At 47.2% G+C, this 23,605-nt stretch carries 18 protein-coding genes, 16 tRNA genes and 2 rRNA genes; 2 read left to right on the top strand and 34 right to left on the bottom strand.

The window, feature by feature from the left end; genetic code table 11:
* Positions 1-15: 15 nt before the first annotated feature.
* From CKW00_RS09140 to CKW00_RS09090, 11 genes are all read right to left on the bottom strand, one after another.
* The gene (locus CKW00_RS09140; protein ID WP_095822323.1) at positions 16-360 is read right to left on the bottom strand and encodes a hypothetical protein; all 345 of its coding nucleotides are present in this window, start codon (positions 358-360) and stop codon (positions 16-18) included.
* A 3-nt stretch (positions 361-363) separates the two neighbouring features.
* A complete protein-coding gene (locus CKW00_RS09135) occupies positions 364-1,437 on the bottom strand; it encodes an undecaprenyldiphospho-muramoylpentapeptide beta-N-acetylglucosaminyltransferase (RefSeq protein ID WP_095822322.1) in 1,074 nt (357 codons plus the stop codon).
* Between the two features lie 188 nt (positions 1,438-1,625).
* Positions 1,626-3,056, bottom strand: coding sequence for an aldehyde dehydrogenase family protein (locus CKW00_RS09130; RefSeq protein WP_095822321.1), 1,431 nt, complete (start codon positions 3,054-3,056; stop codon positions 1,626-1,628).
* Positions 3,057-3,190: 134 nt separating this feature from the next.
* The gene (locus tag CKW00_RS09125) at positions 3,191-4,384 is read right to left on the bottom strand and encodes a NupC/NupG family nucleoside CNT transporter (RefSeq protein WP_095822320.1); all 1,194 of its coding nucleotides are present in this window, start codon (positions 4,382-4,384) and stop codon (positions 3,191-3,193) included.
* Positions 4,385-4,516: 132 nt separating this feature from the next.
* Positions 4,517-5,482 carry a FecCD family ABC transporter permease gene (locus tag CKW00_RS09120; protein ID WP_095822319.1) on the bottom strand — a complete coding sequence of 322 codons (966 nt, stop codon included), beginning with the start codon at positions 5,480-5,482 and terminating at the stop codon, positions 4,517-4,519.
* The gene (locus tag CKW00_RS09115) at positions 5,479-6,474 is read right to left on the bottom strand and encodes a FecCD family ABC transporter permease (RefSeq protein ID WP_095822318.1); all 996 of its coding nucleotides are present in this window, start codon (positions 6,472-6,474) and stop codon (positions 5,479-5,481) included. The genes CKW00_RS09120 and CKW00_RS09115 overlap by 4 nt, the downstream gene beginning before the upstream one ends.
* A 190-nt stretch (positions 6,475-6,664) precedes the next feature.
* Positions 6,665-7,603 carry an ABC transporter substrate-binding protein gene (locus CKW00_RS09110; protein ID WP_095822317.1) on the bottom strand — a complete coding sequence of 313 codons (939 nt, stop codon included), beginning with the start codon at positions 7,601-7,603 and terminating at the stop codon, positions 6,665-6,667.
* 172 nt (positions 7,604-7,775) lie between these two features.
* Positions 7,776-8,585, bottom strand: coding sequence for a pyrroline-5-carboxylate reductase (gene proC / locus CKW00_RS09105; protein WP_040609862.1), 810 nt, complete (start codon positions 8,583-8,585; stop codon positions 7,776-7,778).
* A gap of 215 nt (positions 8,586-8,800) precedes the next feature.
* Positions 8,801-10,279, bottom strand: a complete 1,479-nt coding sequence (locus tag CKW00_RS09100; RefSeq protein WP_095822316.1) for a potassium/proton antiporter — start codon at positions 10,277-10,279, stop codon at positions 8,801-8,803.
* Positions 10,280-10,432: 153 nt separating this feature from the next.
* Positions 10,433-11,737, bottom strand: coding sequence for a 2-oxoglutarate dehydrogenase complex dihydrolipoyllysine-residue succinyltransferase (odhB, locus tag CKW00_RS09095; RefSeq protein ID WP_095822315.1), 1,305 nt, complete (start codon positions 11,735-11,737; stop codon positions 10,433-10,435).
* Complete coding sequence (locus tag CKW00_RS09090; protein WP_233129761.1) at positions 11,734-14,544, bottom strand: 2-oxoglutarate dehydrogenase E1 component; 2,811 nt, start codon at positions 14,542-14,544, stop codon at positions 11,734-11,736. Before CKW00_RS09090 ends, odhB begins: the two co-directional genes overlap by 4 nt.
* Positions 14,545-15,040: 496 nt before the next feature.
* Here CKW00_RS09090 and CKW00_RS09085 point away from each other — a divergent pair, with 496 nt between their 5' ends.
* The gene (locus CKW00_RS09085; RefSeq protein WP_158221304.1) at positions 15,041-15,859 is read left to right on the top strand and encodes a lipoate--protein ligase family protein; all 819 of its coding nucleotides are present in this window, start codon (positions 15,041-15,043) and stop codon (positions 15,857-15,859) included.
* 15 nt (positions 15,860-15,874) lie between these two features.
* The gene (lipA, locus tag CKW00_RS09080) at positions 15,875-16,822 is read left to right on the top strand and encodes a lipoyl synthase (RefSeq protein WP_095822312.1); all 948 of its coding nucleotides are present in this window, start codon (positions 15,875-15,877) and stop codon (positions 16,820-16,822) included.
* A gap of 243 nt (positions 16,823-17,065) precedes the next feature.
* On the opposite strand, the gene CKW00_RS09075 is transcribed toward lipA, so the two are convergent.
* The 23 genes from CKW00_RS09075 to CKW00_RS08965 all read right to left on the bottom strand — a co-directional run.
* Entirely contained in the window at positions 17,066-17,542 is a 477-nt protein-coding gene (locus CKW00_RS09075; RefSeq protein WP_095822311.1) for a tRNA (cytidine(34)-2'-O)-methyltransferase, read from the bottom strand.
* Positions 17,543-17,684: 142 nt separating this feature from the next.
* On the bottom strand, positions 17,685-18,203 hold the full coding sequence (locus CKW00_RS09070; protein ID WP_233129759.1) for a methylated-DNA--[protein]-cysteine S-methyltransferase: 519 nt from the start codon (positions 18,201-18,203) through the stop codon (positions 17,685-17,687).
* Positions 18,204-18,220: 17 nt separating this feature from the next.
* Positions 18,221-19,354 carry a tRNA epoxyqueuosine(34) reductase QueG gene (gene queG, locus CKW00_RS09065; RefSeq protein WP_095822310.1) on the bottom strand — a complete coding sequence of 378 codons (1,134 nt, stop codon included), beginning with the start codon at positions 19,352-19,354 and terminating at the stop codon, positions 18,221-18,223.
* Positions 19,355-19,375: 21 nt separating this feature from the next.
* Positions 19,376-21,082: an ABC-ATPase domain-containing protein gene (locus CKW00_RS09060; RefSeq protein WP_095822309.1), complete on the bottom strand. Its 1,707-nt coding sequence runs from the start codon at positions 21,080-21,082 to the stop codon at positions 19,376-19,378.
* A gap of 139 nt (positions 21,083-21,221) precedes the next feature.
* Positions 21,222-21,295: transfer RNA gene (locus CKW00_RS09055), tRNA-Gly, on the bottom strand.
* Between the two features lie 102 nt (positions 21,296-21,397).
* The gene (locus tag CKW00_RS09050) at positions 21,398-21,847 is read right to left on the bottom strand and encodes a hemerythrin domain-containing protein (RefSeq protein WP_095822308.1); all 450 of its coding nucleotides are present in this window, start codon (positions 21,845-21,847) and stop codon (positions 21,398-21,400) included.
* 137 nt (positions 21,848-21,984) lie between these two features.
* A tRNA-Leu gene (locus CKW00_RS09045) sits at positions 21,985-22,067 on the bottom strand.
* A 20-nt stretch (positions 22,068-22,087) separates the two neighbouring features.
* Positions 22,088-22,161: transfer RNA gene (locus tag CKW00_RS09040), tRNA-Cys, on the bottom strand.
* Between the two features lie 12 nt (positions 22,162-22,173).
* Positions 22,174-22,245 (bottom strand) — tRNA-Gly (locus CKW00_RS09035).
* A 1-nt stretch (position 22,246) separates the two neighbouring features.
* Positions 22,247-22,321: transfer RNA gene (locus CKW00_RS09030), tRNA-Gln, on the bottom strand.
* Between the two features lie 11 nt (positions 22,322-22,332).
* Positions 22,333-22,408, bottom strand: a tRNA-His gene (locus tag CKW00_RS09025).
* A 15-nt stretch (positions 22,409-22,423) separates the two neighbouring features.
* Positions 22,424-22,494 (bottom strand) — tRNA-Trp (locus CKW00_RS09020).
* A gap of 5 nt (positions 22,495-22,499) precedes the next feature.
* Positions 22,500-22,585 (bottom strand) — tRNA-Tyr (locus CKW00_RS09015).
* Positions 22,586-22,603: 18 nt separating this feature from the next.
* Positions 22,604-22,679, bottom strand: a tRNA-Thr gene (locus CKW00_RS09010).
* A gap of 5 nt (positions 22,680-22,684) precedes the next feature.
* Positions 22,685-22,760 (bottom strand) — tRNA-Phe (locus CKW00_RS09005).
* 15 nt (positions 22,761-22,775) lie between these two features.
* Positions 22,776-22,852, bottom strand: a tRNA-Asp gene (locus CKW00_RS09000).
* Positions 22,853-22,858: 6 nt separating this feature from the next.
* A tRNA-Met gene (locus tag CKW00_RS08995) sits at positions 22,859-22,935 on the bottom strand.
* Between the two features lie 20 nt (positions 22,936-22,955).
* A tRNA-Val gene (locus CKW00_RS08990) sits at positions 22,956-23,031 on the bottom strand.
* A 10-nt stretch (positions 23,032-23,041) separates the two neighbouring features.
* Positions 23,042-23,116: transfer RNA gene (locus tag CKW00_RS08985), tRNA-Glu, on the bottom strand.
* 1 nt (position 23,117) lies between these two features.
* Positions 23,118-23,209, bottom strand: a tRNA-Ser gene (locus CKW00_RS08980).
* 5 nt (positions 23,210-23,214) lie between these two features.
* Positions 23,215-23,289 (bottom strand) — tRNA-Asn (locus CKW00_RS08975).
* An 11-nt stretch (positions 23,290-23,300) separates the two neighbouring features.
* Positions 23,301-23,415 (bottom strand): 5S ribosomal RNA (gene rrf / locus CKW00_RS08970).
* A gap of 100 nt (positions 23,416-23,515) precedes the next feature.
* A 23S ribosomal RNA gene (locus tag CKW00_RS08965) occupies positions 23,516-23,605 on the bottom strand; the annotation flags it as partial.

Below are 23,605 nucleotides of genomic sequence, written 5' to 3'. Positions count from 1 at the left end.
CATTTCTTCCTCCTTCTAACGTTTGTTTTCCAAAAATACCGGAAGCGGATGTTCATATCTCACATAGGAAAGAATTCTCATCAATGGTGGATACAGGGTCAGCACTCCGAGCAGATCACCGATGGAACCAAGAGCTGAACCGGCAAGAAAAAATATACTGACCGCCAGCATAAGGATCGAAATAATAGTGTTCGGCATATTGTTCAATGGTTTTTCGTTGTCGCCGATCCTTTCTACTTCCCGGGCCGCCTGATCGTAACAGAGGTAGTGGTACGGACGTATACTGAACCATTTTGCGGCGGTAACGAGCTCGTCCCGGTCACGGATCGGTTTTTGGCAGTACCGACAGGCATGTGTCATAACTTACCCCTTTCTTTTCTCATACTGCTCCAGCAGCTCGATGACATGCTCCTTCGATTTTTCCACCTCATATTTTTCCATATGTGTTTTCAACTGTTCCTGATCTTCGTCCAGCTTTCTTACGGCTTCCAGAAAGCTTTTCTTCGTAACCTGTTCCTCTTCAAGACTGTGAGCAAACCCCTGACGTTCAAAAGATTGGGCATTCAGAATCTGATCTCCCCGGCTCACCTTGCGGGAGAGAGGGATGAGAAGCATAGGTTTTTTCAATGCCACGAATTCAAAAATCGCATTAGCCCCGGCGCGGGAGACGACGAGGTCAGCCAGTTTCAGTAAATCCTTCAGTTCATCTTTGACATACTCATACTGTATATAACCTTTTACGTTATAAGCTTCCTCCCTGTGCCCCTTTCCGCACAGATGAATGATGTTGTAATTCAGAAGAAGCTGATCGAGGTTGTCCCGTATAGCCGTGTTTATCGTCTCGGATCCGGTACTCCCTCCCATTACGAGAAGCACAGGTTTATCGTCGGAGAAACCGGTCATCTCCCTGGCGACATCGGCGTCCCCGAGAAAAAGTTCCTCCCGGATAATCGCGCCGATATATTCCGACTTCTTCTCCGGTACATGCTTCATCGTTTCCGGGAATGTCGTAAGAATTCTGTCCGCAAAAGGAAAAGACAATTTATTGGCAAGTCCGGGGGTGTAGTCCGATTCATGAATCAAAACCGGCACTCGCGCGAGCTTGGCAGCAAGTACTACGGGTACGCTGACAAATCCGCCTTTCGAGAAAATGACTCCCGGTTTCTTTCTTTTTATAACTGACAACGCCTGGAAAGTCCCCTTCGCCACTTTGAACGGATCTTTAAAATTCTCTTTCGACATGTACCTTCTCAGCTTGCCTGTCGAAATACTGTGGTACTCTACTCCTTCCATAGGCGTTATCAGTTCTTTCTCTATTCCATTGTACGAACCTATATAATCAATGTCGTATCCTTTTTTCTGTACGGCAGGAATCAGTGCCGTATTCACTATTACGTGCCCGGCGGTCCCCCCGCCTGTGAACAGCATTTTTTTCATATGTATCTTCCCCTTCTTTGTAAAAATCGTAGTCCAGCACTGCTGATTGACTCTCGCATCACTGCCACCCTCATTTAATCATATCTTACCGTATACAAAAAAGAAATTACAGTCGACAGACGAACGTCATTCATCGATTTCCCACACAAAAAAGCTGCCCGGGGCAGGGCAGCTTTCGATAAAACATTTTAGGAAGGGTCATCAAGATTCATTACTACCAGACGCTCTTCCGTCATATCTTCGATAGTATATTTAGGACCTTCTTTACCCCAGCCGCTTTCTTTCACGCCGCCATAAGGCATCAGATCGACGCGGTACTGGGAAGAATCATTCACCATAAACCCGCCTACCTGCACGTTTCTTGCAGCATAGAAAGCATTGTCGACATTTTGGGTAAAGATTCCTCCCTGCAGGCCGTATTTCGATTTATTGACCTCTTTCACACCTTCTTTAAGGTTGGAGAAGGGCAAAATACTTACGACCGGAGCAAAAACTTCCTCACTTACAACCTTCATCGACTCGTCAACATCAGTAAGCACGGTAGGTTCAAGAAGTGCTCCTTTTCTTGTACCTCCATGCAGAACAGTCGCTCCACCCGATTTCGCCTCTTCTATCCATTCTACCGCTGCCTCGGCTTCCTTCTCGCCTATCATAGGGCCCACATCGGTATCCGGATCATTCGGATCTCCGACTTTCAATTTCCTGAGAGCTTCGATAAATTTATTTTCAAACTCTTTTTTCACTTCTTCGTGCACATACAGACGCTGAACGGAAATACACGTCTGACCTGCGAAAGCATAACTTTTAGCTGCGGTATTCTCAGCCGCTTTATCTATATCTGCGTGCTTGTCTATAATTACAGGAGAGTTGTTCCCGAGTTCAAGAATAAGTTTATTCATCCCTGTATTCTGTTTCAGCTTCAGACCGACTTTGGAACTTCCGGTGAATGTGTAAAGGGAGATTCTCTCATCCTGCATCATCTGATTCCCTACAGTTGATCCCGACCCGATAACAACGTTGAATAAGCCTTTCCTGAGGCCTGCCTCGTGGAACAGGGAGGCGAGTTTAAGAGCGGTCACCGGGGTTTTACTGGCCGGTTTGAGTACTACCGCATTACCTGCAGCAATCGCCGGAGCTATTTTGTGACAGACGAGGTTCATCGGGAAGTTGAAAGGACTTATCGCACCTACGACCCCGACCGGCACTCTGATTGTAAAAGCCATGCGATTTTCGGACCCGGGAGATGCTTCCACCGGTACACCTTCTCCGCTGATACGCTTCGCTTCTTCGGCAGATAATTCCACCGTCTGCGTCGCACGGTCAATTTCTGTCCGGGCCTGTTTCAGGGGCTTCCCGGCTTCCTTTGTGATCGTCAGGGCCAGATCTTCTTTGTTTTCCTGCATCAATTCGCTTACCTTCTTCAATATTTTGAAGCGTTCATAAGGCGGGAGCGGGCCTTCATTATAGGCATCCTCCGCCGCTTTCACAGCCTGATCGACTTCTTTTTCAGAAGCCTGTGGCACACTTGCATACGGCTCCATCGAATATTTATCCAGTACTTCCGCTTTTTCTTCCGTATCCACCCATTGTCCATCAATATAAAGCTTGAAGTCCTCCATATTTCCACTCCTTTTCCTAACTAAGTCTTTCTCACGGTATTACCTTATTTTTTTCATAATAAACAATTTACCGGCGAAGCAAAGTTGCACACAAAAAAACCTGACTGCTGAATGAAGCAGTCAGGTCCTTCGTTTTAAAGGAATATACCGGCCATCGTACCGGAAAGAATGGAGCCGAGTGTGGCACCGATAAGGAGTTTCATACCGAAACTGGAAACTTCCGCACCTTTTTTAGCATCAATTCCCTGCACTGTACCTGCAATGATACCGATGGAGGAGAAGTTAGCGAAACTGGTAAGGAAGACGGTGACGACTCCCACTGTTTTATCGGAGACTTCACCAAGCATCTGTTCGAACTGAAGCATAGCGACGAATTCGTTTGTAATGATCTTCGTACCCATAATCGCACCCGATTGTACGGTTTCAGAGGCTGGGATACCCATAAGGAAACCGATAGGAGCAAATATATAACCAAGAATCTCCTGTAACGTAACGCCTGCGAATATGGCAGATATAGCGTAGTTCACAAGTTCGAGGGAAGCGATGAAGGCGATAAGCATGGCCCCGACGATAAGTGCGATCTTTCCGCCATCGAGCGCCCCGTTACCCATCGCTTCAAAAATACTTTTGGACTGGGAAACATCCTGGATGTCCACCTCGTCCTCTTCTTTCGACACTTTCACCGGTGCGATAATAGAAGCTACAATCAATGCGCTGAACATGTTTAGCGGCAGAGCGACGAGTACGAACTGCTCGGGAAGTATGTTCAGATAAGCTCCGACGATCGAAGCCGAAACAGATCCCATCGCTGAAGCACTGACAATATAAAGGCGGTTATTGTTCAGTCGCTGAAACTGGGATTTGATTGCAATAATCGCTTCCGACTGGCCGAAGAAAATACTGTTTACTGCGTTGAACGACTCCACTTTCGGGAGACGTGTAATAAACGAAAGACCCAAGCCGAGATATTTGATGATAAACGGAAGAATTTTCAGATGTGTCAAAACGGAAAGGAGAGTCGAGAAAAATACAATAAGCAGAAGTACGTTGAAGAAAAATACGGAACCGCCTTCTTCGACTGCCACTCCTCCGAGAATGAAATTGACCCCTTCTGTTCCGAACTCTATCAGTTTGTTGAAAACCGCCGAAATTCCCTTGATGAGCGCTTCTCCCCACGGAGTCTGGAACATGAAAAACGTAGTAACTAGTTGAGCCAGAAGCATTGTACCGACACCGATGAAATTAATGTTTTTCTTATCATTGGACATTAAAAAAGCAATGCCGATCACGACAGCGATGGATGCTAAGCTCAGAAGAAAACTGACCACAGATGCGTCCCCCTTAATATTTTATAAAAAAAGCAGTGAAAACATTTTCATATAACGCTTACATATGGATTGTAACAGGTCGTCAGACGTCATGCAAGAATCCTGCAAATAGAAAAAATATTCTAATTTCACTTACGCTTTCTGCATTTTTCTTAAAAGATACAGAAAGTATGGAGCCCCTATAACAGCCGTGAAAATCCCTGCAGGAATCTCCGTTGGAGGTACCAGTCCCCTTCCGAGCCCGTCGGCGATCAGAAGAAGAACCATTCCCGTCAGTGCAGAGGCAGGCAACAGTATGATATGTTTGTTCCCCACCAGCTGTCTCGCTATGTGCGGTGCTACCAGCCCTACAAAACCGAGCGTCCCTACAATAGCTACTGACACACCTGCAAGCACAACGGACACAAGAAGAAGAACAATGCGTGCTGCTTTTACACTTTCCCCGAGGCCCTCAGCCACGTCATCCCCCAGTTGTAAAATGTCCATTTTCCGGGTAAGGAACATCGCTATCCCGGTGAATACAATTATCCAGGGAAGGAGCATCCATATATCGCTCCAGTCTTTCCCCCACAGACTTCCGGTCAGCCATACGAGAGCCGCATTCGTCTCTACCGGATATCGTACGGTCAAAAACTGGATTCCGGCCTGAAAAATGGCCCCCAGAGCTATCCCCACAAGCGCAAGCGTTGCCGGCTGCACCCGCTGCCGAAAAGCGAACAGGTAAAGACCTGCCGTCACGATCCCCGCACCGAGAAACGCCGCAACCGGTACCGCCTGTGGAGGGAGACCGGGAAAGATTATGATGGTGGACGCTGCTGCAAAGCCTGCCCCTTTCGTAATACCGATGACGTCCGGAGAAGCAAGCGGATTACGGATAACTGCCTGTAAAATCGCGCCGGATATGCCCAGGCCGGCACCGACAAGCAGTGCTATAACAAGGCGGGGGAGTCTGAAGTTCATGAACAGAAATGACTGCTCCCCGCTAAGGATGGTAGCAGGTGAGACATAAACGGCTCCTACTCCTGCGGAGAGGATACCGGCAACGAGAACACCCACAGCCAGTACACTGATGATAAGAAAAGGAGATCTGTTTTTCATGTTGTCTGCCCTCCTTTTTGTGCCAAATATAAGAAGAAGGGAGCACCAATCAATGCCGTGACGATTCCTACAGGGGATTCGGCCGGAAAGGCGATAAACCTCGACAGAACGTCCGAAACAGACAGAAGGATACCCCCGAACAGCGCACAGACCGGCAGCACAATTTTGTAATCGGTACCCACGAGCTTCCGGGCGATGTGAGGAATAATGAGACCGACAAACCCTATAGGACCTGCAATAGAAACTGCTGCACCCGCAAGAAGTACTACAATGAGTGAAGCGGCCATTCTCATCCATACCACCCGCTGTCCAAGCCCTCTTGCCACTTCTTCGCCGAGACTCATAATCGTAAAGGAAGGAGATAACAGCATGGCTGCTGCCAGGCCTGCTCCCACCCATACGAGGAGCAGCTGTACATCCCCCCAATCAGTACCATCCACTCCTCCTGCCAGCCAGAATAATACATCTTCAGTGGAGGTTTCGTTAAAAATCACTACGGATTCAATCAGGGATGTAAGAAACATATGAATAGTAATTCCGGCAAGAGCCAGTTTGACGGGGGTCATACCTCCCGAGGAAGCTGTAAAAAATACAAGACCCCCTCCGAGGGCTGCACCGATGAAAGCAAAATAAACGATTTCGGAAGGGGAGAAGTCAGGGAACAGCACGACGGCGAGTACGACGAGCAGAGACCCTCCGGCATTCACCCCGAAAATCTGGGGGGAGGCCAAAGGATTATTCGTCATCGCCTGCATGATGGCCCCGGCTACTGCAAGTCCCGCTCCTATCAGTACAGCTACGAGAGCCCTCGGAAGCCTTAATGTTCGTACGACTTCTGCAGCTTCGGTCGATGATCCTCCCGTAACCCCTCCTATTAAATCCGTCATGGACACGGTGTAAGCTCCTATACTGAGACTGAAATAAACAGAAGCCGTCAATAGCAGCAGACCCGCAAGTACGGTAATGATAATTTTACGATTGGACTTCTTCATAACTACCCTTCCTATTCGAGAAGACATGGAATTCAAACATACGCCGATTTAAAACACAGGCACCTCTGCATACGAGTATAGCAAAGGAGCCGGGCTGTTTCGATTCCTTTGCTATACTCCGGTTTAACCGGAGCAGGTAAATTAATGTAAAACAAGAAAGAACGGATTATGACGTCCGTTCTTTCAGAAATCACTCATATAAGTGGTTGATAGCGTCTTCCAGAATTTTCTCGGAGGAGATTAATCCACGGAATCTTGACCACATATTACGGTCCACTTCGTACACCTGATCTTCTTTTACTGCACTTACTTTTCCGTACAGATCATTTTCTTTCCATTCGTCCACTACCGTCTTGTCTCCGGTCACCATATGGAACATCACATCCGGGTCGACTTCTACGATTTGTTCGAGGTTTATTTTATTATATCTGTCGTCTCCACTCTGAATCGCGTTTTCGAGGCCGATGGATTCAAGAAGGGAGCCGGTATATGATTCGAAATTGTGAGCGAAATAGCCGCTGTCGGCCACTACGGCAGGTAACACTGTCCTCGATTCGTCTTCCGGGACCTGAGAGCGGAGTTCTTCCATTCTGTTTTTGTGCTCCTTCAGAACTTCCTCCCCTTTCTGCTCTTTCCCTACAGCTTTTGCCACCGTTTCGAAACTGTCGATAATGCCTTCATAATCGGCTGAAAGAGAAGGCAGGACAATCGTCGGTGCAATTTCCGAAAGCTGATCATAAATATCCTGATGTCTTTCATAATCGGCTATGATCAAATCCGGCTGAAGAGAACTGATCACTTCGAGGGACGGCTGCTTTCTCGTACCTACCGAAGTATAGTCTCCTATTTTCTCTTTAACGGGATCTATGATACGTTCCGGATCCTCATCATCTGCAATCCCCGCCGGGGTGATACCGAGAGAAGCAAGGTTATCCACAAAGGAAAACTCCAGAGCCACTACTTTCTCCGGCGTTCCTGTAATTTCGGTTTCGCCCATTTCATGTTTAATTGTACGCGCTTCTTCCTTATCCTCCTGCGATTCCCCGGAAGAATCCTCTTCATTTCCTCCACAGGCCGCTAAAAATATAACAAAAGCAAACATGCTTATAAGTATTGCATAACGTTTCATTACTTCACTCCTGACCTTAATTGAAAATCATTATCACTATTATCTTATGTGCTCCACCCCCTGTTGTAAAGATATTTTTCACTTTAATAAACAGTAACTATAATTCAGACAGTAATTATAATGTTTATTTAAAGCAGAGGAATCTGTTTTCTGCCGGGGGCGTAAACAGGATTTACTGTTTCGATAAGTATCCCGAACGTTCTGTCGTAGCATTCATCGCTTCGATTACAGCCTTGCGAAGGCCGTGTTTCTCAAGAGCGGTGACGCCTTCGATGGTGACTCCCCCGGGCGTACACACATCGTCTTTCAGCTTGCCCGGGTGCTCTCCTGTTTCAAGGATCATTTTTGCCGCGCCGCTCACGGACTGAGCAGCCATTTTATACGCCTTATCTCTTGGAAAACCCTGTTGTACCGCAGTATCGGCCATAGCTTCAATGAACATATAGACAAATGCAGGAGAAGACCCGCTTACGGCAGGTACAGCATCCATGAGATTTTCTTTAATGACCTCCGCCTTCCCGAAACTCTCATAAAGATCGAGAACAGCATTCAGTTCCGTCTCTGTCACCAGTTCATTCGGGCACAACACACTCATCCCTTCCCCTACTAAAGAAGGTGTGTTAGGCATGGAGCGGATCACCTTGACGTTTTTGCCAAGATACTTCCTCATCGTTTCCAGGTTTATGCCGGGGGCGATTGTAACTATAATAGTATCTTCAGAAAGTTCCGATTTGATCTGTTCGATTACCCCCTGATAAACATAAGGTTTCACAGCCAGGAACAGGATATCACTGTCCGCGGCCAGACGTTTGTTGTCATCAGAGATCCGGATACCGATTTCCCCGCTTACGAAATCGATAGTCTCCTCGGTTATTGCAGTCGCAGAAATCTGATCGATAGAGACACTTCCGGAACGGATCATCCCCTGGATCATTGCCTGACCCATGCTGCCACATCCTATAAAACCAATGTTCTTTACCAAATCAATCGCCTCCTTTAATGGTTTTCATTTTAACGAAATCTGTGCACGTTCACAATCTCATTAACGAAAAAGGTTATATTTCCTGAGAAAGGGTTTACAAAGCTTAAGACCTGCTTTATAATAAAATACGTAATCATATCATAACGCTTCACCCCAAATATCATAACCACTGCAATCGAGCCAGGTACCCTTCTACACCTGGCTCTTACTTATGTTCAATTTTCTTTTAAAGCCTGCAGACGTGTCTTCAGCTGTTTCTTCACTTTCCGGGCTACGAGAATGTACAGCGTGTCTCCCGGTTTAATGGTTGTCTGACCGTAAGGGGTGATCATATCCCCATCTCTTATAATAGCGTTAATCAAAGCCCTGTCAGGCAAAGATAAATCTTCAAGCGTCTCCCCGGCGATCTGGTTCTGGTCCGTTACTTCAAACTCCAGCATCTCCACGTTCGCTTTCCCCATAGATATCACCTCGAGAGAATGGATAGGATTGATTCTCCTCTCTGAAACCAATTTGAATTTCTCTGCCACCTGCATAATAGTCGAACCCTGCAGCAGAGCTGAAATCAGAACAATGAAGAAAACGATGTTAAAAATAGTCTGGCTGTGACCGATGCCTGCGAGCATAGGGAATATTGCCAGAACAATTGGTACAGCTCCTCTTAGTCCCGCCCAGGACAGGAACAGCATTTCTTTGGTCGAGAATTTGAAGAAACCGAGCATCGAAAACACAGCGGCAGGGCGGGCGATGAATATCAGTACGAATGCTGTAAGCACTCCGCTCCACATAACGCTGCCCGTAAACACCTCGGAAGGGGAAACAAACAGCCCAAGCAGGACGAACATCAAAATCTGCGCCATCCAGCCGAACCCTTCATGGAAACGGAGAATGGAGTATCGATAGGCGAGCTCCCCGTGGCCGATTACAACAGCACTTACATAGACCGCCAGCAATCCACTTGATTCAATGAGTGAGCTTGTACTGTAGGCAAGAAAGGCAAAACCCAGAGCAAACAGCGGATACAGTCCACTTGAATCAAGGTTGATTTTATTCAGGGATATGCTCGCCACGTACCCGATAATGATTCCTGCGAGAAGACCGGCACCCATCTGCCAGAAGAAAGAACCGACAGCTATCCATATATTGGACTCCTCGAGAGAAAGCAGCTGTATGAACGTGACCGTCAGGAAAACGGCCATCGGATCGTTAGTCCCTGATTCCGCTTCAAGCGTGGAGGAAACTTTATCCTTAATATTTTTTCCTTTCAGCACGGCGAATACGGCTGCAGCATCTGTGGAACCTACGATGGACCCTAACAGAAATGCTTCGAGCCACGGTAAATCGATAATGTATTTCGCCGTTACGGCTACAATGGCAGTGGTCATCAGCACCCCGATTGTAGCAAGCATGACAGACGGCGCAGCTACCGGTTTGATTTCCCGCCACTCCGTCTGCATACCACCCTCAAACAAAATAATTACAAGAGCCATTACCCCGATTAACTGGGCAACTTCAGCATTATTGAAATACACGAGTTGGAGACCATCGCTTCCAACGATCATTCCTACAGCTATAAATAAAACCAGTGAAGGCACGCCGAGGCGACTTGAGAATTTCGTAACTATCACACTGACAATCAGAAGCAGTGCTACCAATAGAAGAAACTGATTGGATTCTAAAATTTCCTGTATCATTTATGGAGCCTCCAGAGATTTTGTATTTTTAATTATACCAATTTTTCTTTGGTATCGTTCGCAGGACGCTCACTTTTCTTCCTTTACGGAAGTTTCTCAGATACAAAAAGGCGGCCTTTTGAAACCGGCCGCCTTTTTGTAGTTCTCTTTTTATTAACCTTCGAGCAGAAGATCGTATGGGTCTTCAATCATTTCTTTAATTCGACGAAGGAATTGCACCGCTTCTTTACCATCAACGATACGATGGTCGTAGGAAAGTGCAATATACATCATTGGTCTGGCTTCAATGGAATCGTCCGGCATTACTTTCGGACGCTTTTCAATATTGTGAAGCCCGAGAATCCCTACCTGAGGGGAGTTCAGAATAGGCGTGGAAAGCATGGAACCGAAGATACCGCCGTTTGTGATCGTGAAAGACCCGCCCTGAAGATCATCAAGACCAAGTTCTTTATTACGGGCCATCTCAGCCAAACGGATGATTTCGCTTTCGATGCCTGCGAAACCGATGCGATCCGCATCACGTACGACAGGTACGACCAGACCTTCATCTGTGGAAACAGCCATTCCGATATCATAGAATTTCTTTTTCACTACTTCTTTGCCCTGGATTTCCGCATTAAGCAGCGGGAATTCTTTGAGGGCACCGACTGCAGCTTTCGTAAAGAAGGACATAAATCCAAGTTTTACTCCGTGTTTATCCTGGAACGCCTCTTTCCGTTCTTTACGCAAGTTCATGATATTGGTCATATCCACTTCGTTGAAAGTGGTGAGCATCGCAGATTCCTGCTGGACTTCCACCAGACGTTTTGCGATAGTCTGACGGCGGCGGGACATTTTCTCGCGCTCTACCGGCTTACTGAACTCTTCTTTCGATTCTTCTTCTTTTTTATCGGAAGACGAAGCGCCGGAAGTCTGTTTCTTCTCCTCTTTCGAACCGCCATTTGCATGTTCGTCCACGTCTTCCGGACGTACGCGGCCGTAAGGGTCACGTGCAGAGATTTCGCTTAAATCGATACCGAGTTCTCTGGCCCGTTTGCGGGCAGCCGGAGTAGCGATGACATCTTCTTTCTTCGAATCATCATCGGAAGATTTTTCTTTCTTATCTTCTTTTTCTTCTTTCTTATCTTCTGTTTTCTCCTCTTTCGCTTCCTGTTCGCCTTCGTCCGGTTTCTCTTCGGAAGCATCTTCTCCGGAAGAATCATCTTCGTTTCCGGAGGCTTCCCCGGTTTCGTCAACTTTCGCAATTACGTCCCCGACTTCTACGTCTTCCCCTGCTTCTTTCAGGAGTTCGGTAATGACACCGCCGGTATCCGCGTTCACCTCGACGTTGACTTTGTCGGTTTCAAGCTCGAGAACAGGGTCGCCTTTTTCCACCTGGTCTCCTTTATTCACGAGCCATTCGGCTATAGTCCCCTCCGTAATTGATTCTGCCAGTTCTGGTACTTTTATTTCCTTCATTGTGAGTTGCCTCCTTTAGAGATTTGAAGAGCTTCCTTGATTATGCGGTTCTGTTCGGTTTTATGAATGTTAGGTTCCCCGACAGAAGGCGATGCACGATGAGGGCGTCCCACGTAACGGTATATCTGACCTTCCTCGAGCAGGTTGTAAAGAATGCCTTCGACAAAATACCAGCTTCCCATATTTTGCGGTTCTTCCTGTACCCATACGAGTTCTTTCAAGTTAGGATATTCCTTCATAATCTCTTTCAGTTTCTGATCCGGGAACGGATAAATCTGTTCAACGCGGACCGCATCAATTGTTTCAAAAGAACTTTCTTCCTGTTCAGTACGATCTTCGATATCCACCATGATTTTACCGCTGCCGAGAAGCAGTGTTTTCACTTTAGATTTGTCTTTTTTCTTCGTTTTCGTCAGGCCGGGCTGACGAACAAGAGGATGGAAGCCGCTGTCCGTAAATTCTTTCGCTTCTGAAGCTACACGCTGATTACGCAACAGACTCTTCGGCGTCATCAGCACAAGTGGCCTTTCTTCCTCTTTACAGCTGATGGCTGACTGCCTTCTGAGAAGATGGAAGTATTGGGCGGCTGACGTCACGTTTGCCACTGTCCAGTTGTTTTCAGCTGACATCTGCAGGAAACGTTCCAGACGGGCACTGGAGTGTTCAGGCCCCTGTCCTTCATAACCGTGCGGAAGCAGAAATACCATATTCGACTGTTCGTTCCACTTCGCGCGTCCAGAAGAAACGAACTGATCGAAAACAACCTGAGCCGCGTTCGCGAAGTCACCGAACTGCGCTTCCCATACGACAAGGGTTTCCTGGGAGTGTACGCTGTACCCGTATTCAAAACCGAGCACTCCGGCTTCCGACAGTGGACTGTTGAATATATCAAACGAAGCTTTCGCCTGTTCAATACCGTGCAGCGGGCAATAAGTTTCTCCGGTTTCCACATCATGAAGAACCATGTGCCGGTGAGCAAATGTCCCACGTTCCGTGTCCTGACCGGTGACCCGGATCGGCTGACCTTCTTCAAGGATAGAAGCGAACGCCAGTGCTTCCGCTGTAGCCCAGTCAACTTTATTCCCTTCTTCCAACATATTCTCACGTTTGTTCAGGATTTTTTCGAGCTTCTTGAACCCGTTGAAGCCTTCAGGACGCTCAAGCATCTGTTTGTTGAGCGTTTTCAGACGATCAAGGTCCACCACAGTTTCAAACTCCTCGAGTGACCGTTCCACTCCCTGCGGGCGACCCTGGACGTCCGGTTCCTCTGTCTGTTCTTCTTTCATACTGTTATAAATGTCTCTCAGGTTCGAAGTCGCTTTTTCTTTATACTCATCAAGCTCTCCGTCCTGGATAACCCCCTGATTCAATAGATTCTCCCCGTACACATTGGCGATGGTAGGATGTTCATCTATTTCACTGTAAAGACGGGGCTGGGTAGCACGTGGCTCGTCTATTTCGTTATGACCATAACGCCGGTAACCGACAAGATCGATTAATACGTCCTTATGAAAAGTCTGGCGATATTCGTATGCAAGAGCAATCGCCGAGAGGCACGCTTCCGGATCGTCAGCATTCACGTGCATGATAGGAATTTCAAACCCTTTGGCCAGGTCACTGGCATAGCGGGTGGACCTTCCGTCTTTCCGGTTCGTAGTGAAGCCGACAAGGTTATTCGCAATAATATGCACCGTCCCTCCAGAACGGTACCCTTCAAGGTCACTCAAGTTTAAGGTTTCAGCTACGACACCTTCCCCTATAAAAGCGGCATCTCCGTGAATGAGCACGCCGAGAGCAGCATCTTCATCAATTACTGAATTACCGCGCTCTTCCCGGTAATCCTGAGCGGCTCTTGTGAAGCCCTGCACTACCGGATTTACAAACTCAAGGTGAGAAGGGTTATGGCTTAACGTTACGCGCGTGGCGTGACTGTCATCCCCGTTTTTCACTTCCCGTTTGGCACCGAAATGATATTTCACATCTCCGGTCCATCCGTAGTTGATTCCCTGTGATCCTTCCGAAGGCATGAGTTCCTTTTCCGGGGAGTGATTAAATTCCGAAAAGATTTTTTCATAAGGCTTTCCAAGTACGTGAGCCAGTACGTTCAGACGGCCGCGGTGCGCCATTCCAAGCATAACGTGCTGAATATGGTCGACTGCCGCTGACTGGACGATTTTATCCAGCATAGGTACCATGGCATCCATGCCTTCGATGGAAAATCTCTTCTGAGCCACGAATGTCTTCCCGAGAAACTGTTCGAAATTCTCGACTTCTATCAGCCGATACAAAAGTTGCTTCCGTTCTTCCGTGGACAGGTTGACAGTGTAGGAACCGGATTCGATTCTTTCCCTTAACCAGGATCTTTCCCTTTCGTTATGCACGTGTTCATATTCGAAAGAAAGCGTGCCTGCGTACCTTTCTTTCAGCGTCTCAATCGCCTGCCACGCATTATTGAGCTTAACGTTAGCCTCAGGCCAAACCCACTCGGCCGGGAGTTGTTCGAGCTCTTCCTTGGAAGTGCCGTACGTTTCCGGTTCGAGTAATTCGGTGTCAGGGCGGTCAAACCCACCTACCGCATAAATATCGGCAGCAAGATGACCATCACGACGGGTTGCTTCCACCAGTTTTAAGGCAGCAGCAATTTTACTTATGTCCTGGGCAGAAGGGGCGCTGCCGCCGGCAGATTCGGCAGCAGGGCGCTCTGATTCTACCGGAGCCCCGTGCTTTTCAAAAAGTTCCTTCAGAGAAGCGTCGACTGCATTTTCATCTTCCTGATAACGTTCATATTGCTCTTCTATGTATCCCATGTTGGGACCATGGAAGTTCGACCAAAAAGATACTTTGGATTCTGTATTCGACACGAAAATTACCCCCAAATTAGTCTTCGATGATGTATGAAACGTAAACGTTTGCAAATTCAAACTCTATTATAGAACTGTACATGGTAACGTTCAATAGCTGTAAACATTTTCTTTTTTTCTGACTTTCATACATACTCTTTTATTCCATCTATCATTATAACAAGAAAAGATGGATATGCACACGAATTGAGTAATTATCCTCTACTATTTAACAACATTCTTTTTCCTTTTGAATGAATGAGGATTTTATATAGAAATAAACACTTCAAAAAACTACGGTGTCAATTTTCAAACCGAATTTCTGAATATATGTCTGTACATTTTAAAAAACAGTTTACATAGTAAATGAATTTATACGTTCTTTGATTTTTTCCCTTCTTTTGACAAATATTCCATGCCCTGCTACACTCAAATCGTTTAATACCTTAAATGAAGGGAGGTAATTAGGTTGGGAACATGGAAGTTTCTTTATACTCCTGATTTGACACCTGCGATGAACATGGCTCTGGACGAGAAATTGATGGAATGGCATCGCGAGAAAAGATTCCCGCCTGTACTGCGCTTTTACACTTGGAGTCCTGCCGGTCTTTCTGTAGGCCATTTCCAAAAAACACTGAACAAAGTGAGCGAAGAAGGTATAAATAAGCACAAAGTCGAAATAGTAAGGCGACTCACGGGCGGACGGGCTGTGCTCCATGATAACGAACTTACATATAGCATCATCGTAGACGAACGTTACCCCGGAATTCCAAAGACGGTCAAAGAAGCCTGCCTCGTCTTATCGAAGGGGCTCATGAAAGGCTACTCGATACTTGGTATAAAAGCGGAATATGCCATTCCGGAGAAACGGATGAACGAGCCTTCAGCAGTATGCTTCGAAGAATCATCATGGTATGAACTGATCGTAGAAGGGAAAAAAGCTGCCGGAAGTGCACAGGTCCGACAAAAAGGGATTCTTCTTCAGCACGGGTCTATACCGATCCGTACGGATGAAGAAAAACTCTTTGATATGTTCATTTACCCTAGTGAAAGAATGAAACAGAGAGCTAAAAAAAGTTTTCATAACAAGGCTGTCAGTATTGAGGCAGCCCTAAATGAACGTGTAACTGTAAAACACGTACACGAGGCCTTTCTCCAGGGGTTCCGCGAAGGATTGGATGTAACATTCGAATCTTTGAACCTGTCGAAAGAAGACTGGAAGGAAGTTGAAATTTTAGCAGAAACCAAATACATGAGTGAAGAATGGAACCTTAAACGTTAAAAGAGGAGTGGAGCTATGAGTAAAAATTATGAGCACATCAAAAAACCCGAATGGCTGAAAATTAAGCTGAACACCAACCAGTCCTATATGAAACTGAAAAAACTGATGAAAGATAAAAAACTGAATACCGTCTGTGAAGAAGCGAGATGTCCGAATATTCATGAGTGCTGGAGCGAACGGAAAACCGCTACTTTCATGATTCTGGGGGATACATGTACGCGCGGGTGCCGTTTTTGTGCCGTCAAAACCGGACTCCCGAATGAACTCGATTGGGGAGAACCCGAGCGGGTGGCAGAATCGGTAGAAATCATGGGATTAAAACACGTAGTCGTCACTTCCGTGGCACGTGACGACCTGAAAGATGGAGGTGCAGCTGTTTTCGGGGAAACAGTACGTGCTATCCGAAAAAGAGTTCCAGGATGTTCCGTGGAAATCCTCCCTTCTGATATGAAAGGCGACTACGAAAGCCTGTCTACTCTGCTCGCAGGGGAACCGGACATCTTTAACCATAATATCGAAACAGTGCGTCGGCTCACGAAACGCGTCCGTGCTATTGCTATGTACGACCGTTCTCTCGAATTGCTTCGTCGAGTGAAGGAAATGCGGCCAAACACTCCTACGAAATCAAGTATTATGGTCGGACTTGGAGAAACAAAGGAAGAACTTATTGAAGCAATGGATGATTTACGGGCGAACAACGTGGACATCCTCACACTCGGCCAGTATCTGCAGCCAACGAAAAAACACCTGAACGTAGAGAGATATTACCATCCGGATGAGTTCGAAGAGTTAAAACAAATAGCTTTAGAAAAAGGGTTCAGTCACTGTGAAGCGGGACCACTGGTGCGTTCCTCCTATCACGCAGACGAACAGGTAAACAAAACGACCGTGCAAAGAAGATTGGAATATGCTAAAGGGTACGAAGAAAGCTCCGGGGAACCGTTAACGAATACAAACTTCTAAATGGTATTTCCTTTGGAATTTCACTCATGTATAATGAAAATAGCCTGAACGGAATATGAAGGAGGAATTACACATGAAAATGACATTGATCATGATGGTGAGCATTTCTTTTCTTACATCTATTTTCGCCGCGGGACGCGACGAAAAGCCAGGTGCGCCGAAGTAATATACTAAAGAGATCGCCCTTAAAAGGCGATCTTTTTTTGTTTGGAAGAAAGAGGTCGAGTGCCTCCTGTTCTTCCTTTATTTTATAAGACCGGGAAACCCCTGCTCGTGCAATACGTGGAAAAGCATAATAGAAACAGTATTCGCAAGATTCAGTGACCTCACTTTATCTGTCATAGGTATGCGCACGCACCTGTCTTCCATTCCTTCCAGCAGTTCATGCGGAATTCCGTCGCTTTCCCTTCCAAATACGAACAGCTGATCTTTCGCCGTATCCGTATAGTCCATCTCCACGAATGAACTGCCTCCGAAGTTCTCGACATAATAATACTCGCCTTCCGGAAACTTTCCGTAGAGTTCCTCGAGGGAATCATAATGATAAATAGTTACGTCATACCAGTAATCAAGTCCTGCTCGTTTCACCATGCGGTCTTCCGTGGAAAATCCGAGCGGGTGTATGAGGTGCAGAGTGGTGTCCGTAGCAAGACAGGTCCTGGCTATATTTCCGGTGTTTGCAGGGATTTCCGGCTGAAATAATACCACGTGATTAGGCATTCGTTTCACCTCTGAAATTATTTTAGTCAACCCGGATATTATATCACATAAAAGTGTATTTATCTTAAAGAGACCGTAACGAACCACGCAGCCGTAACAACAGGAAGGTCCCGGAAAAATTTCTGCACAGTAAAACCACCCTTTAGCTACGGGTGTTTTCGAGATTCAACAGATACACTTTTTTATCGACACCCCCGCCATACCCGGTCATTTTTCCGTTCTGACCTACCACGCGGTGGCACGGCACCACGATAGAGAAAGGGTTTTTGTTCATGGCTCCTCCTACGGCACGTACGGCTTTTCGGTTACCGGCGCTCTCCGCCAGACCTTTATAAGTGATCGTCTCCCCGTACGGAACTTCCATCGCGAGCGCTTCCCAAATATTCTTTTGAAAGGAGGTGCCGTAAAATTTATAAGGAAGGCTGAACAAGTACCTTTCCCTGTTAAAATACTCCTTTAGCTGCCTCTCCGTTTCCTGCAGCAGCTTTGTTTCTTTTTCTATCAACTCAGGAGATTTATCGATAAAGGAGTGGATGTGGTTCTTATGAAGTTCCCCTTTTTCGGAGAGGGACCCGTAGTCCAGGCGGATCAGCCGCTCCTCATCGGCCGTTGCGAGCATAGGACCGAGCGGAGTGCTCATTTCCTTCTGATAAAATATCATTTCTTCACTTCTCCTTTTCAATTCATCTGAAAAGCTAAACCTTTTTCCATTTCTTCTTTCACTTTTTCATCAGTCTCGTGCCCTCTGGCCACCTCGAGTTCCTCGAAACATTCCGGCGTTCCGATTTTTCCGAGACTGTACGCAGCCGTACCCCTGATTACAGGACGGGGGTCGTTCTTCATAAGATATACAAGGTCCTCTACCGCCTCTGTTTCCCGGTAATGCCCGAGAGCCAGAATAGCATTACGCTGAATCGGTTTCTTCCCGCGCCACGATCCTGCCATTCTGCCGAACTTTTCTTTGAACTCCCGGTTGGATATGCGAAGAATAGGGCGGAGTACAGGTTTGACTTTCTCCGGGTCCGGCTCGAATTCTTCGTGAAGATGGAAATCTTTCTTGCGGTTGAACGGGCAAACTGTCTGACATGTGTCACAACCGTAGACTCTGTTCCCTATTTTCGTACGGTACTCATCTTCGAGAAAACCTTTTGTCTGCGTCAGAAAAGCGATGCATCGACCGGCATTCAGCTGGCCGCCCTGGACAAGAGCATCCGTCGGACACGAATCTACGCAAATATTACAGTCGCCGCACCCTTCCTGGATCGGTTCATCCGGAGCGAACGGAAGATTCGTCACCAGTTCGCCGAGATAAACGTAGGAGCCGAACTCGGGGGTAATTATCGCACAGTTTTTTCCGCTGAATCCTATCCCTGCCCTCTCGGCTACGGCACGGTCTGACAGCTCTCCTGTATCTACCATCAGCTTCAACTCAACTTCCGGAACCTTTTCACGGAGAAAAGAACCGAGCAGCTGCAGTTTTTCGCGTAATACCGTGTGGTAATCCTCCCCCCACGAAGCACGGGCGAACTGTCCGCGTCGCGCCCCTTTCTCATTTTTTGGGGGATTTTCCATTTTTGAAGGATAGGCGAGCGCGATAGAAATGATAGATTGGGAAGAGGGAAGGAGACGTTCAGGTTCCGTACGTTCTTCCGGACTCCCCTTTTCGAACCCCGAGTGGTATCCCAGCTGTTCCTGTCGTATCAGCCGGGATTTCAATTCGCCGAATACGTCTGCGCTGGCAAAACCTATTTTATCGATTCCTATTTCTTTGCTGTAGGCAATCGTTTCCTTCTTTAACTGTTCGGCATCCATACGTTCGCTCCTCCTTCTCCCTTACCTTAAATCCTCCACTTTTGCGGTACGGATTCTGTTTAAGGTTGCTGCAATTTCAAACTTTCTCGGTCTGGCCAGTTCTCCGGGATGCTGATTCCTGAAAGGTGCCGCGAAGGAAAGTCCTTCTGCATCAATCTGTTTATCAATCGCATCTACCAGTTCTTTCAGCGTCTCTTTTTTCTTCAGCATCCCCTGTTTATTCATATGGGTAATCAAATCAGCGATGAACCTCGTCTGAGAAGCATCAACGAGCTGCTCAAGTCCTTCCATGCGTATGTCGTGCCTTCCCATAATTATATGATACAGCCCCTTAGCCTGCACTTTCTCCTTCTTCCCGCGCTGAGCCTGAATGGTAGATGGAAGAAAAGACCGCGCCGGCAGGGAACCGAAAGAAGTTTCCTCTTTCTTACGTTCGCTCGGGTAACGGGAAGCTATTTCCCTGGCCCTGGCCGTCACATCATGCGGAACGTACTGGTCCATCATAATAACGTGATCGGCAGCGTGGAAATATTCACCGGATCCGCCCATGACGAGGATCGTCGAGACATCGAGCTCATCCCTCATCTGCTCGATTTTATCGATGAAAGGAGTGATCGGTTCTTTCTCTTTCGCCACAAGCTCCTGCATACGTTCATCCCGGATCATAAAGTTCGTGGCACTGGTGTCTTCGTCTATCAATAGAGCTCCGGCACCTGTCTCAAGCGCCTCGACCACATTCGCAGCCTGCGATGTACTTCCGCTCGCATCCTCCGTTGTAAAAGTGGAGGTATCGGTGCCGTGCGGTAAATTCTTAATGAAAGAGGAGATATCGACGTTTGTAACTTTCCTTCCATCTTCCGCCCTCACTTTAACGGCGTCCGGAGCAGTGATGACATATTCACGTCCATCTCCCTGTTTATGAGGGTATACCCCTCTCTCGATGGCCTGCAGCAGGGTACTTTTTCCGTGATAGCCGCCACCTACTATCAGCGTGATACCTTTTTTGATCGCCATACCTGTGAGCGGTTCTGTGCGATGCGGCAGGGAGATGGAAACCCGGTTCTCTTCCGGACTTTCAAAAGGTACTGCGTTTTTCATCGGTCGCTGGCTGATCCCGCTCTCCCTCGGGAGAATGGACCCGTCAGCTATGAACGCTTCCCAGTCATTTTTATCCATTTCCTCACGGATTGCATCGTACTGATCGGCAAGTTCACATGCCTGTTCGATCTCCTCGTCTTTTATAGACATAATCGACTGCTCCACTATCGCAGGAAGGACTTCGAAAAAAAGTTTTTCAGCTTCCTTTCCGTTAATACGGCGTCCATTCGCCGGCAGGCCTACCGTGAAACAGAGCACTGTAGAACCCTGCTCTATCATGACCGCGGTACGTTCAAGAACTTCTTGGCCCGGCTGATCCATTCCTACATCTCCACTTTTTCCCGAACCTTTCACGTTCGATTTATGCTTCTTCACCGTTTCTGAAACGTGTCGGGTGAGTGTGTCTTCCGTATAAATTCTTCGTGATCTGGAGGTCGTCCATTCCTTTTTAATGGAGCGGGTCGCTTCCGGAACTCTTATTCTTATTTTGGAAGGGGCCGCAAAAGGGTCTCCCTGCACATAATCGATGTGAAGTTTGTAATCCCGGAAAGAATAAGTCCCCTGGATCTGTTTATATCCCTTATAACTTTTCCCATCTATTTCTTTTAAATATTTTTTCAGCTGTTGCATGGTAGCACTTCCTTTCATTGAATCTGTCTCATCTATATGTATGTATCCATTTTCATTCATGAAAAAACGCAATGCTTCGTTATTCATTAACGAAACACTGCGTTGGCACGTGGTATGAAAACATAATTTCAAACACTAGTGGAGCGGGTGAGGAGAATCGAACTCCCGTCATCAGCTTGGAAGGCTGAGGTTTTACCACTAAACTACACCCGCCCGAAGAGGTCAGGACAACTTCAAGGGATAGTTTACATTGTAACAACGACCAGGAAGGGTTTCAACCTTTTTATTTAAAAAAACGCAACTTGAAAAGTTGCGTTACTTACCACTGTAACTGTCGATGTGAAACTTGCCTTCCACTTTATATAGTTCTTTATCAGGAACTGCACTTTCTATTTTCGGAAAGATAGCCCTTTCTTCCATTCTAATGTGATCATGAAGCTTCTCTCCCAGTTCCTGAAACACTTTATAATCGAATCTTTCCAGCTTACGCAGTTTAACGATAAGTCCACGTATCACTGTATGATCGATAAGCATTTTCTCTATATCTTCATCATCTTCTATCTCTGCATAGCAGGCGTACAGCGGGAGAAGGATTTCCTCTTCTTCCCTGAAGTGTGCTTCCCCATCGTTTTCCCAGAAATCTTCAATATCCTTCATAATCTCTCTGAACTTGTCTTTTTCTTCTGTTTTTTGTAACTTCTGAGCAAGTACAAGGCCATGGTGATGGTGATGAGACAAAGGAACTAACGCTTCGTGTCGTTTCATTTTCATCCCTCCTACCCTCTTTATACCACACATCGGGGTAATAAATCATCTATGCTTCCGTCTTCTGGGAGGAGAGAGCTGACTTTATGCATTCATTACAAAAAAACTACCAGGATCCTGGTAGTTTTCATTATATATAGCGAAGGTGGGATTCGAACCCACACGCCCAGAAGGCACAGCATTTTGAGTGCTGCGTGTCTGCCAGTTCCACCACTTCGCCACGATTTTTATGTTTATTTTTGGAGGCGGCAACCGGATTCGAACCGGTGATAAAGGAGTTGCAGTCCTCTGCCTTGCCACTTGGCTATGCCGCCATAACCTCAAAGAGCGAGAGACGGGATTCGAACCCGCGACCCCCACCTTGGCAAGGTGGTGTTCTACCACTGAACTACTCTCGCATGGCTGGGCTAGCTGGATTCGAACCAGCGCATGACGGTACCAAAAACCGTTGCCTTACCGCTTGGCCATAGCCCAACAATAAAAAATGGGGCGACTGATGGGAATCGAACCCACGAATGCCGGAGCCACAATCCGGTGCGTTAACCACTTCGCCACAGTCGCCATAGATTGAAAAAACAGGGGTAGTAGGACTCGAACCCACATCGGCGGTTTTGGAGACCGCTGTTCTGCCTTTGAACTATACCCCTAAAAATGGTGGAGGGAGCAGGACTCGAACCTGCGAACCCGATGGGAGCGGATTTACAGTCCGCCGCGTTTGGCCAACTTCGCTATCCCTCCATTTTTTATTAAAGTATCTGGTGCCGGCCAGAGGACTTGAACCCCCAACCTACTGATTACAAATCAGTTGCTCTACCAATTGAGCTAGGCCGGCAAAAGTGGTGGCTCGGGACGGAATCGAACCGCCGACACACGGATTTTCAGTCCGTTGCTCTACCGACTGAGCTACCGAGCCACTTTTATGTATTAATGGCGGTCCGGACGGGACTCGAACCCGCGACCTCCTGCGTGACAGGCAGGCATTCTAACCAACTGAACTACCGGACCAAAAATTGGTTGCGGGGGCAGGATTTGAACCTGCGACCTCCGGGTTATGAGCCCGACGAGCTGCCAGACTGCTCCACCCCGCGATGTTGAAGTATAACTTCTATGGTGGAGGATGCAGGGCTCGAACCTGCGACCCCTTGCTTGTAAGGCAAGTGCTCTCCCAGCTGAGCTAATCCTCCAGTAAAATAGTGGTGACCCGTACGGGATTCGAACCCGTGTTACCGCCGTGAAAGGGCGGTGTCTTAACCACTTGACCAACGGGCCATGGCGGAGAGAGAGGGATTCGAACCCTCGAGACCCGAAAGGGCCTACACGAGTTCCAATCGTGCTCCTTAAGCCAGACTCGGACATCTCTCCAGAAATGGCTCCACCGGTAGGATTCGAACCTACGACAAATCGGTTAACAGCCGATTGCTCTACCACTGAGCTACGGTGGAATATTGAAACGACCTGGCAGCGCCCTACTCTTGCGGGGGGTAACCCCGACTACCATCGGCGCGGAAGAACTTAACTTCTGTGTTCGGCATGGGAACAGGTGTGACCTCTTCGCTATTGCCACCAAACCTTTTCAAGGACAAAGATTATTATATTGTTCTTTCGAACAAATTTCAAGAGGTTTTTTGAAAAACCTTCAAAACTGGATAAGAAACATACGACCAACGTATAGAGAAGATCTCGATGGATTAGTATCCGTCTGCTGCACGTGTCGCCACGCTTCCACACCGGACCTATCAACCTCTTCGTCTCAGAGGC

This window comes from Salimicrobium humidisoli, from assembly GCF_002295105.1.
Taxonomy (GTDB): Bacteria; Bacillota; Bacilli; order Bacillales; family Halobacillaceae; genus Salimicrobium; species Salimicrobium humidisoli.
The sequence above is the reverse complement of the archived record's forward strand: the minus strand, read 5'-3'. Positions and strand labels throughout refer to the sequence as shown.

What these genes read in the sequence shown, in the direction of transcription:
- CKW00_RS09070 (WP_233129759.1), bottom strand. Translation starts at nt 18,203, where the DNA reads ATGATATTTTATCAGAAGGAAATGAGCACTCCGCTCGGTCCTATGCTC.
- CKW00_RS09100 (WP_095822316.1), bottom strand. Translation starts at nt 10,279, where the DNA reads ATGATACAGGAAATTTTAGAATCCAATCAGTTTCTTCTATTGGTAGCA.
- CKW00_RS09120 (WP_095822319.1), bottom strand. Translation starts at nt 5,482, where the DNA reads ATGAAAAACAGATCTCCTTTTCTTATCATCAGTGTACTGGCTGTGGGT.
- odhB (WP_095822315.1), bottom strand. Translation starts at nt 11,737, where the DNA reads ATGAAGGAAATAAAAGTACCAGAACTGGCAGAATCAATTACGGAGGGG.
- CKW00_RS09075 (WP_095822311.1), bottom strand. Translation starts at nt 17,542, where the DNA reads ATGCCTAATCACGTGGTATTATTTCAGCCGGAAATCCCTGCAAACACC.
- CKW00_RS09135 (WP_095822322.1), bottom strand. Translation starts at nt 1,437, where the DNA reads ATGAAAAAAATGCTGTTCACAGGCGGGGGGACCGCCGGGCACGTAATA.
- CKW00_RS09130 (WP_095822321.1), bottom strand. Translation starts at nt 3,056, where the DNA reads ATGGAGGACTTCAAGCTTTATATTGATGGACAATGGGTGGATACGGAA.
- CKW00_RS09110 (WP_095822317.1), bottom strand. Translation starts at nt 7,603, where the DNA reads ATGAAACGTTATGCAATACTTATAAGCATGTTTGCTTTTGTTATATTT.
- CKW00_RS09060 (WP_095822309.1), bottom strand. Translation starts at nt 21,082, where the DNA reads ATGCAACAGCTGAAAAAATATTTAAAAGAAATAGATGGGAAAAGTTAT.
- lipA (WP_095822312.1), top strand. Translation starts at nt 15,875, where the DNA reads ATGAGTAAAAATTATGAGCACATCAAAAAACCCGAATGGCTGAAAATT.
- CKW00_RS09140 (WP_095822323.1), bottom strand. Translation starts at nt 360, where the DNA reads ATGACACATGCCTGTCGGTACTGCCAAAAACCGATCCGTGACCGGGAC.
- queG (WP_095822310.1), bottom strand. Translation starts at nt 19,354, where the DNA reads ATGGATGCCGAACAGTTAAAGAAGGAAACGATTGCCTACAGCAAAGAA.
- CKW00_RS09090 (WP_233129761.1), bottom strand. Translation starts at nt 14,544, where the DNA reads ATGGGATACATAGAAGAGCAATATGAACGTTATCAGGAAGATGAAAAT.
- CKW00_RS09050 (WP_095822308.1), bottom strand. Translation starts at nt 21,847, where the DNA reads ATGAAACGACACGAAGCGTTAGTTCCTTTGTCTCATCACCATCACCAT.
- CKW00_RS09115 (WP_095822318.1), bottom strand. Translation starts at nt 6,474, where the DNA reads ATGAAGAAGTCCAATCGTAAAATTATCATTACCGTACTTGCGGGTCTG.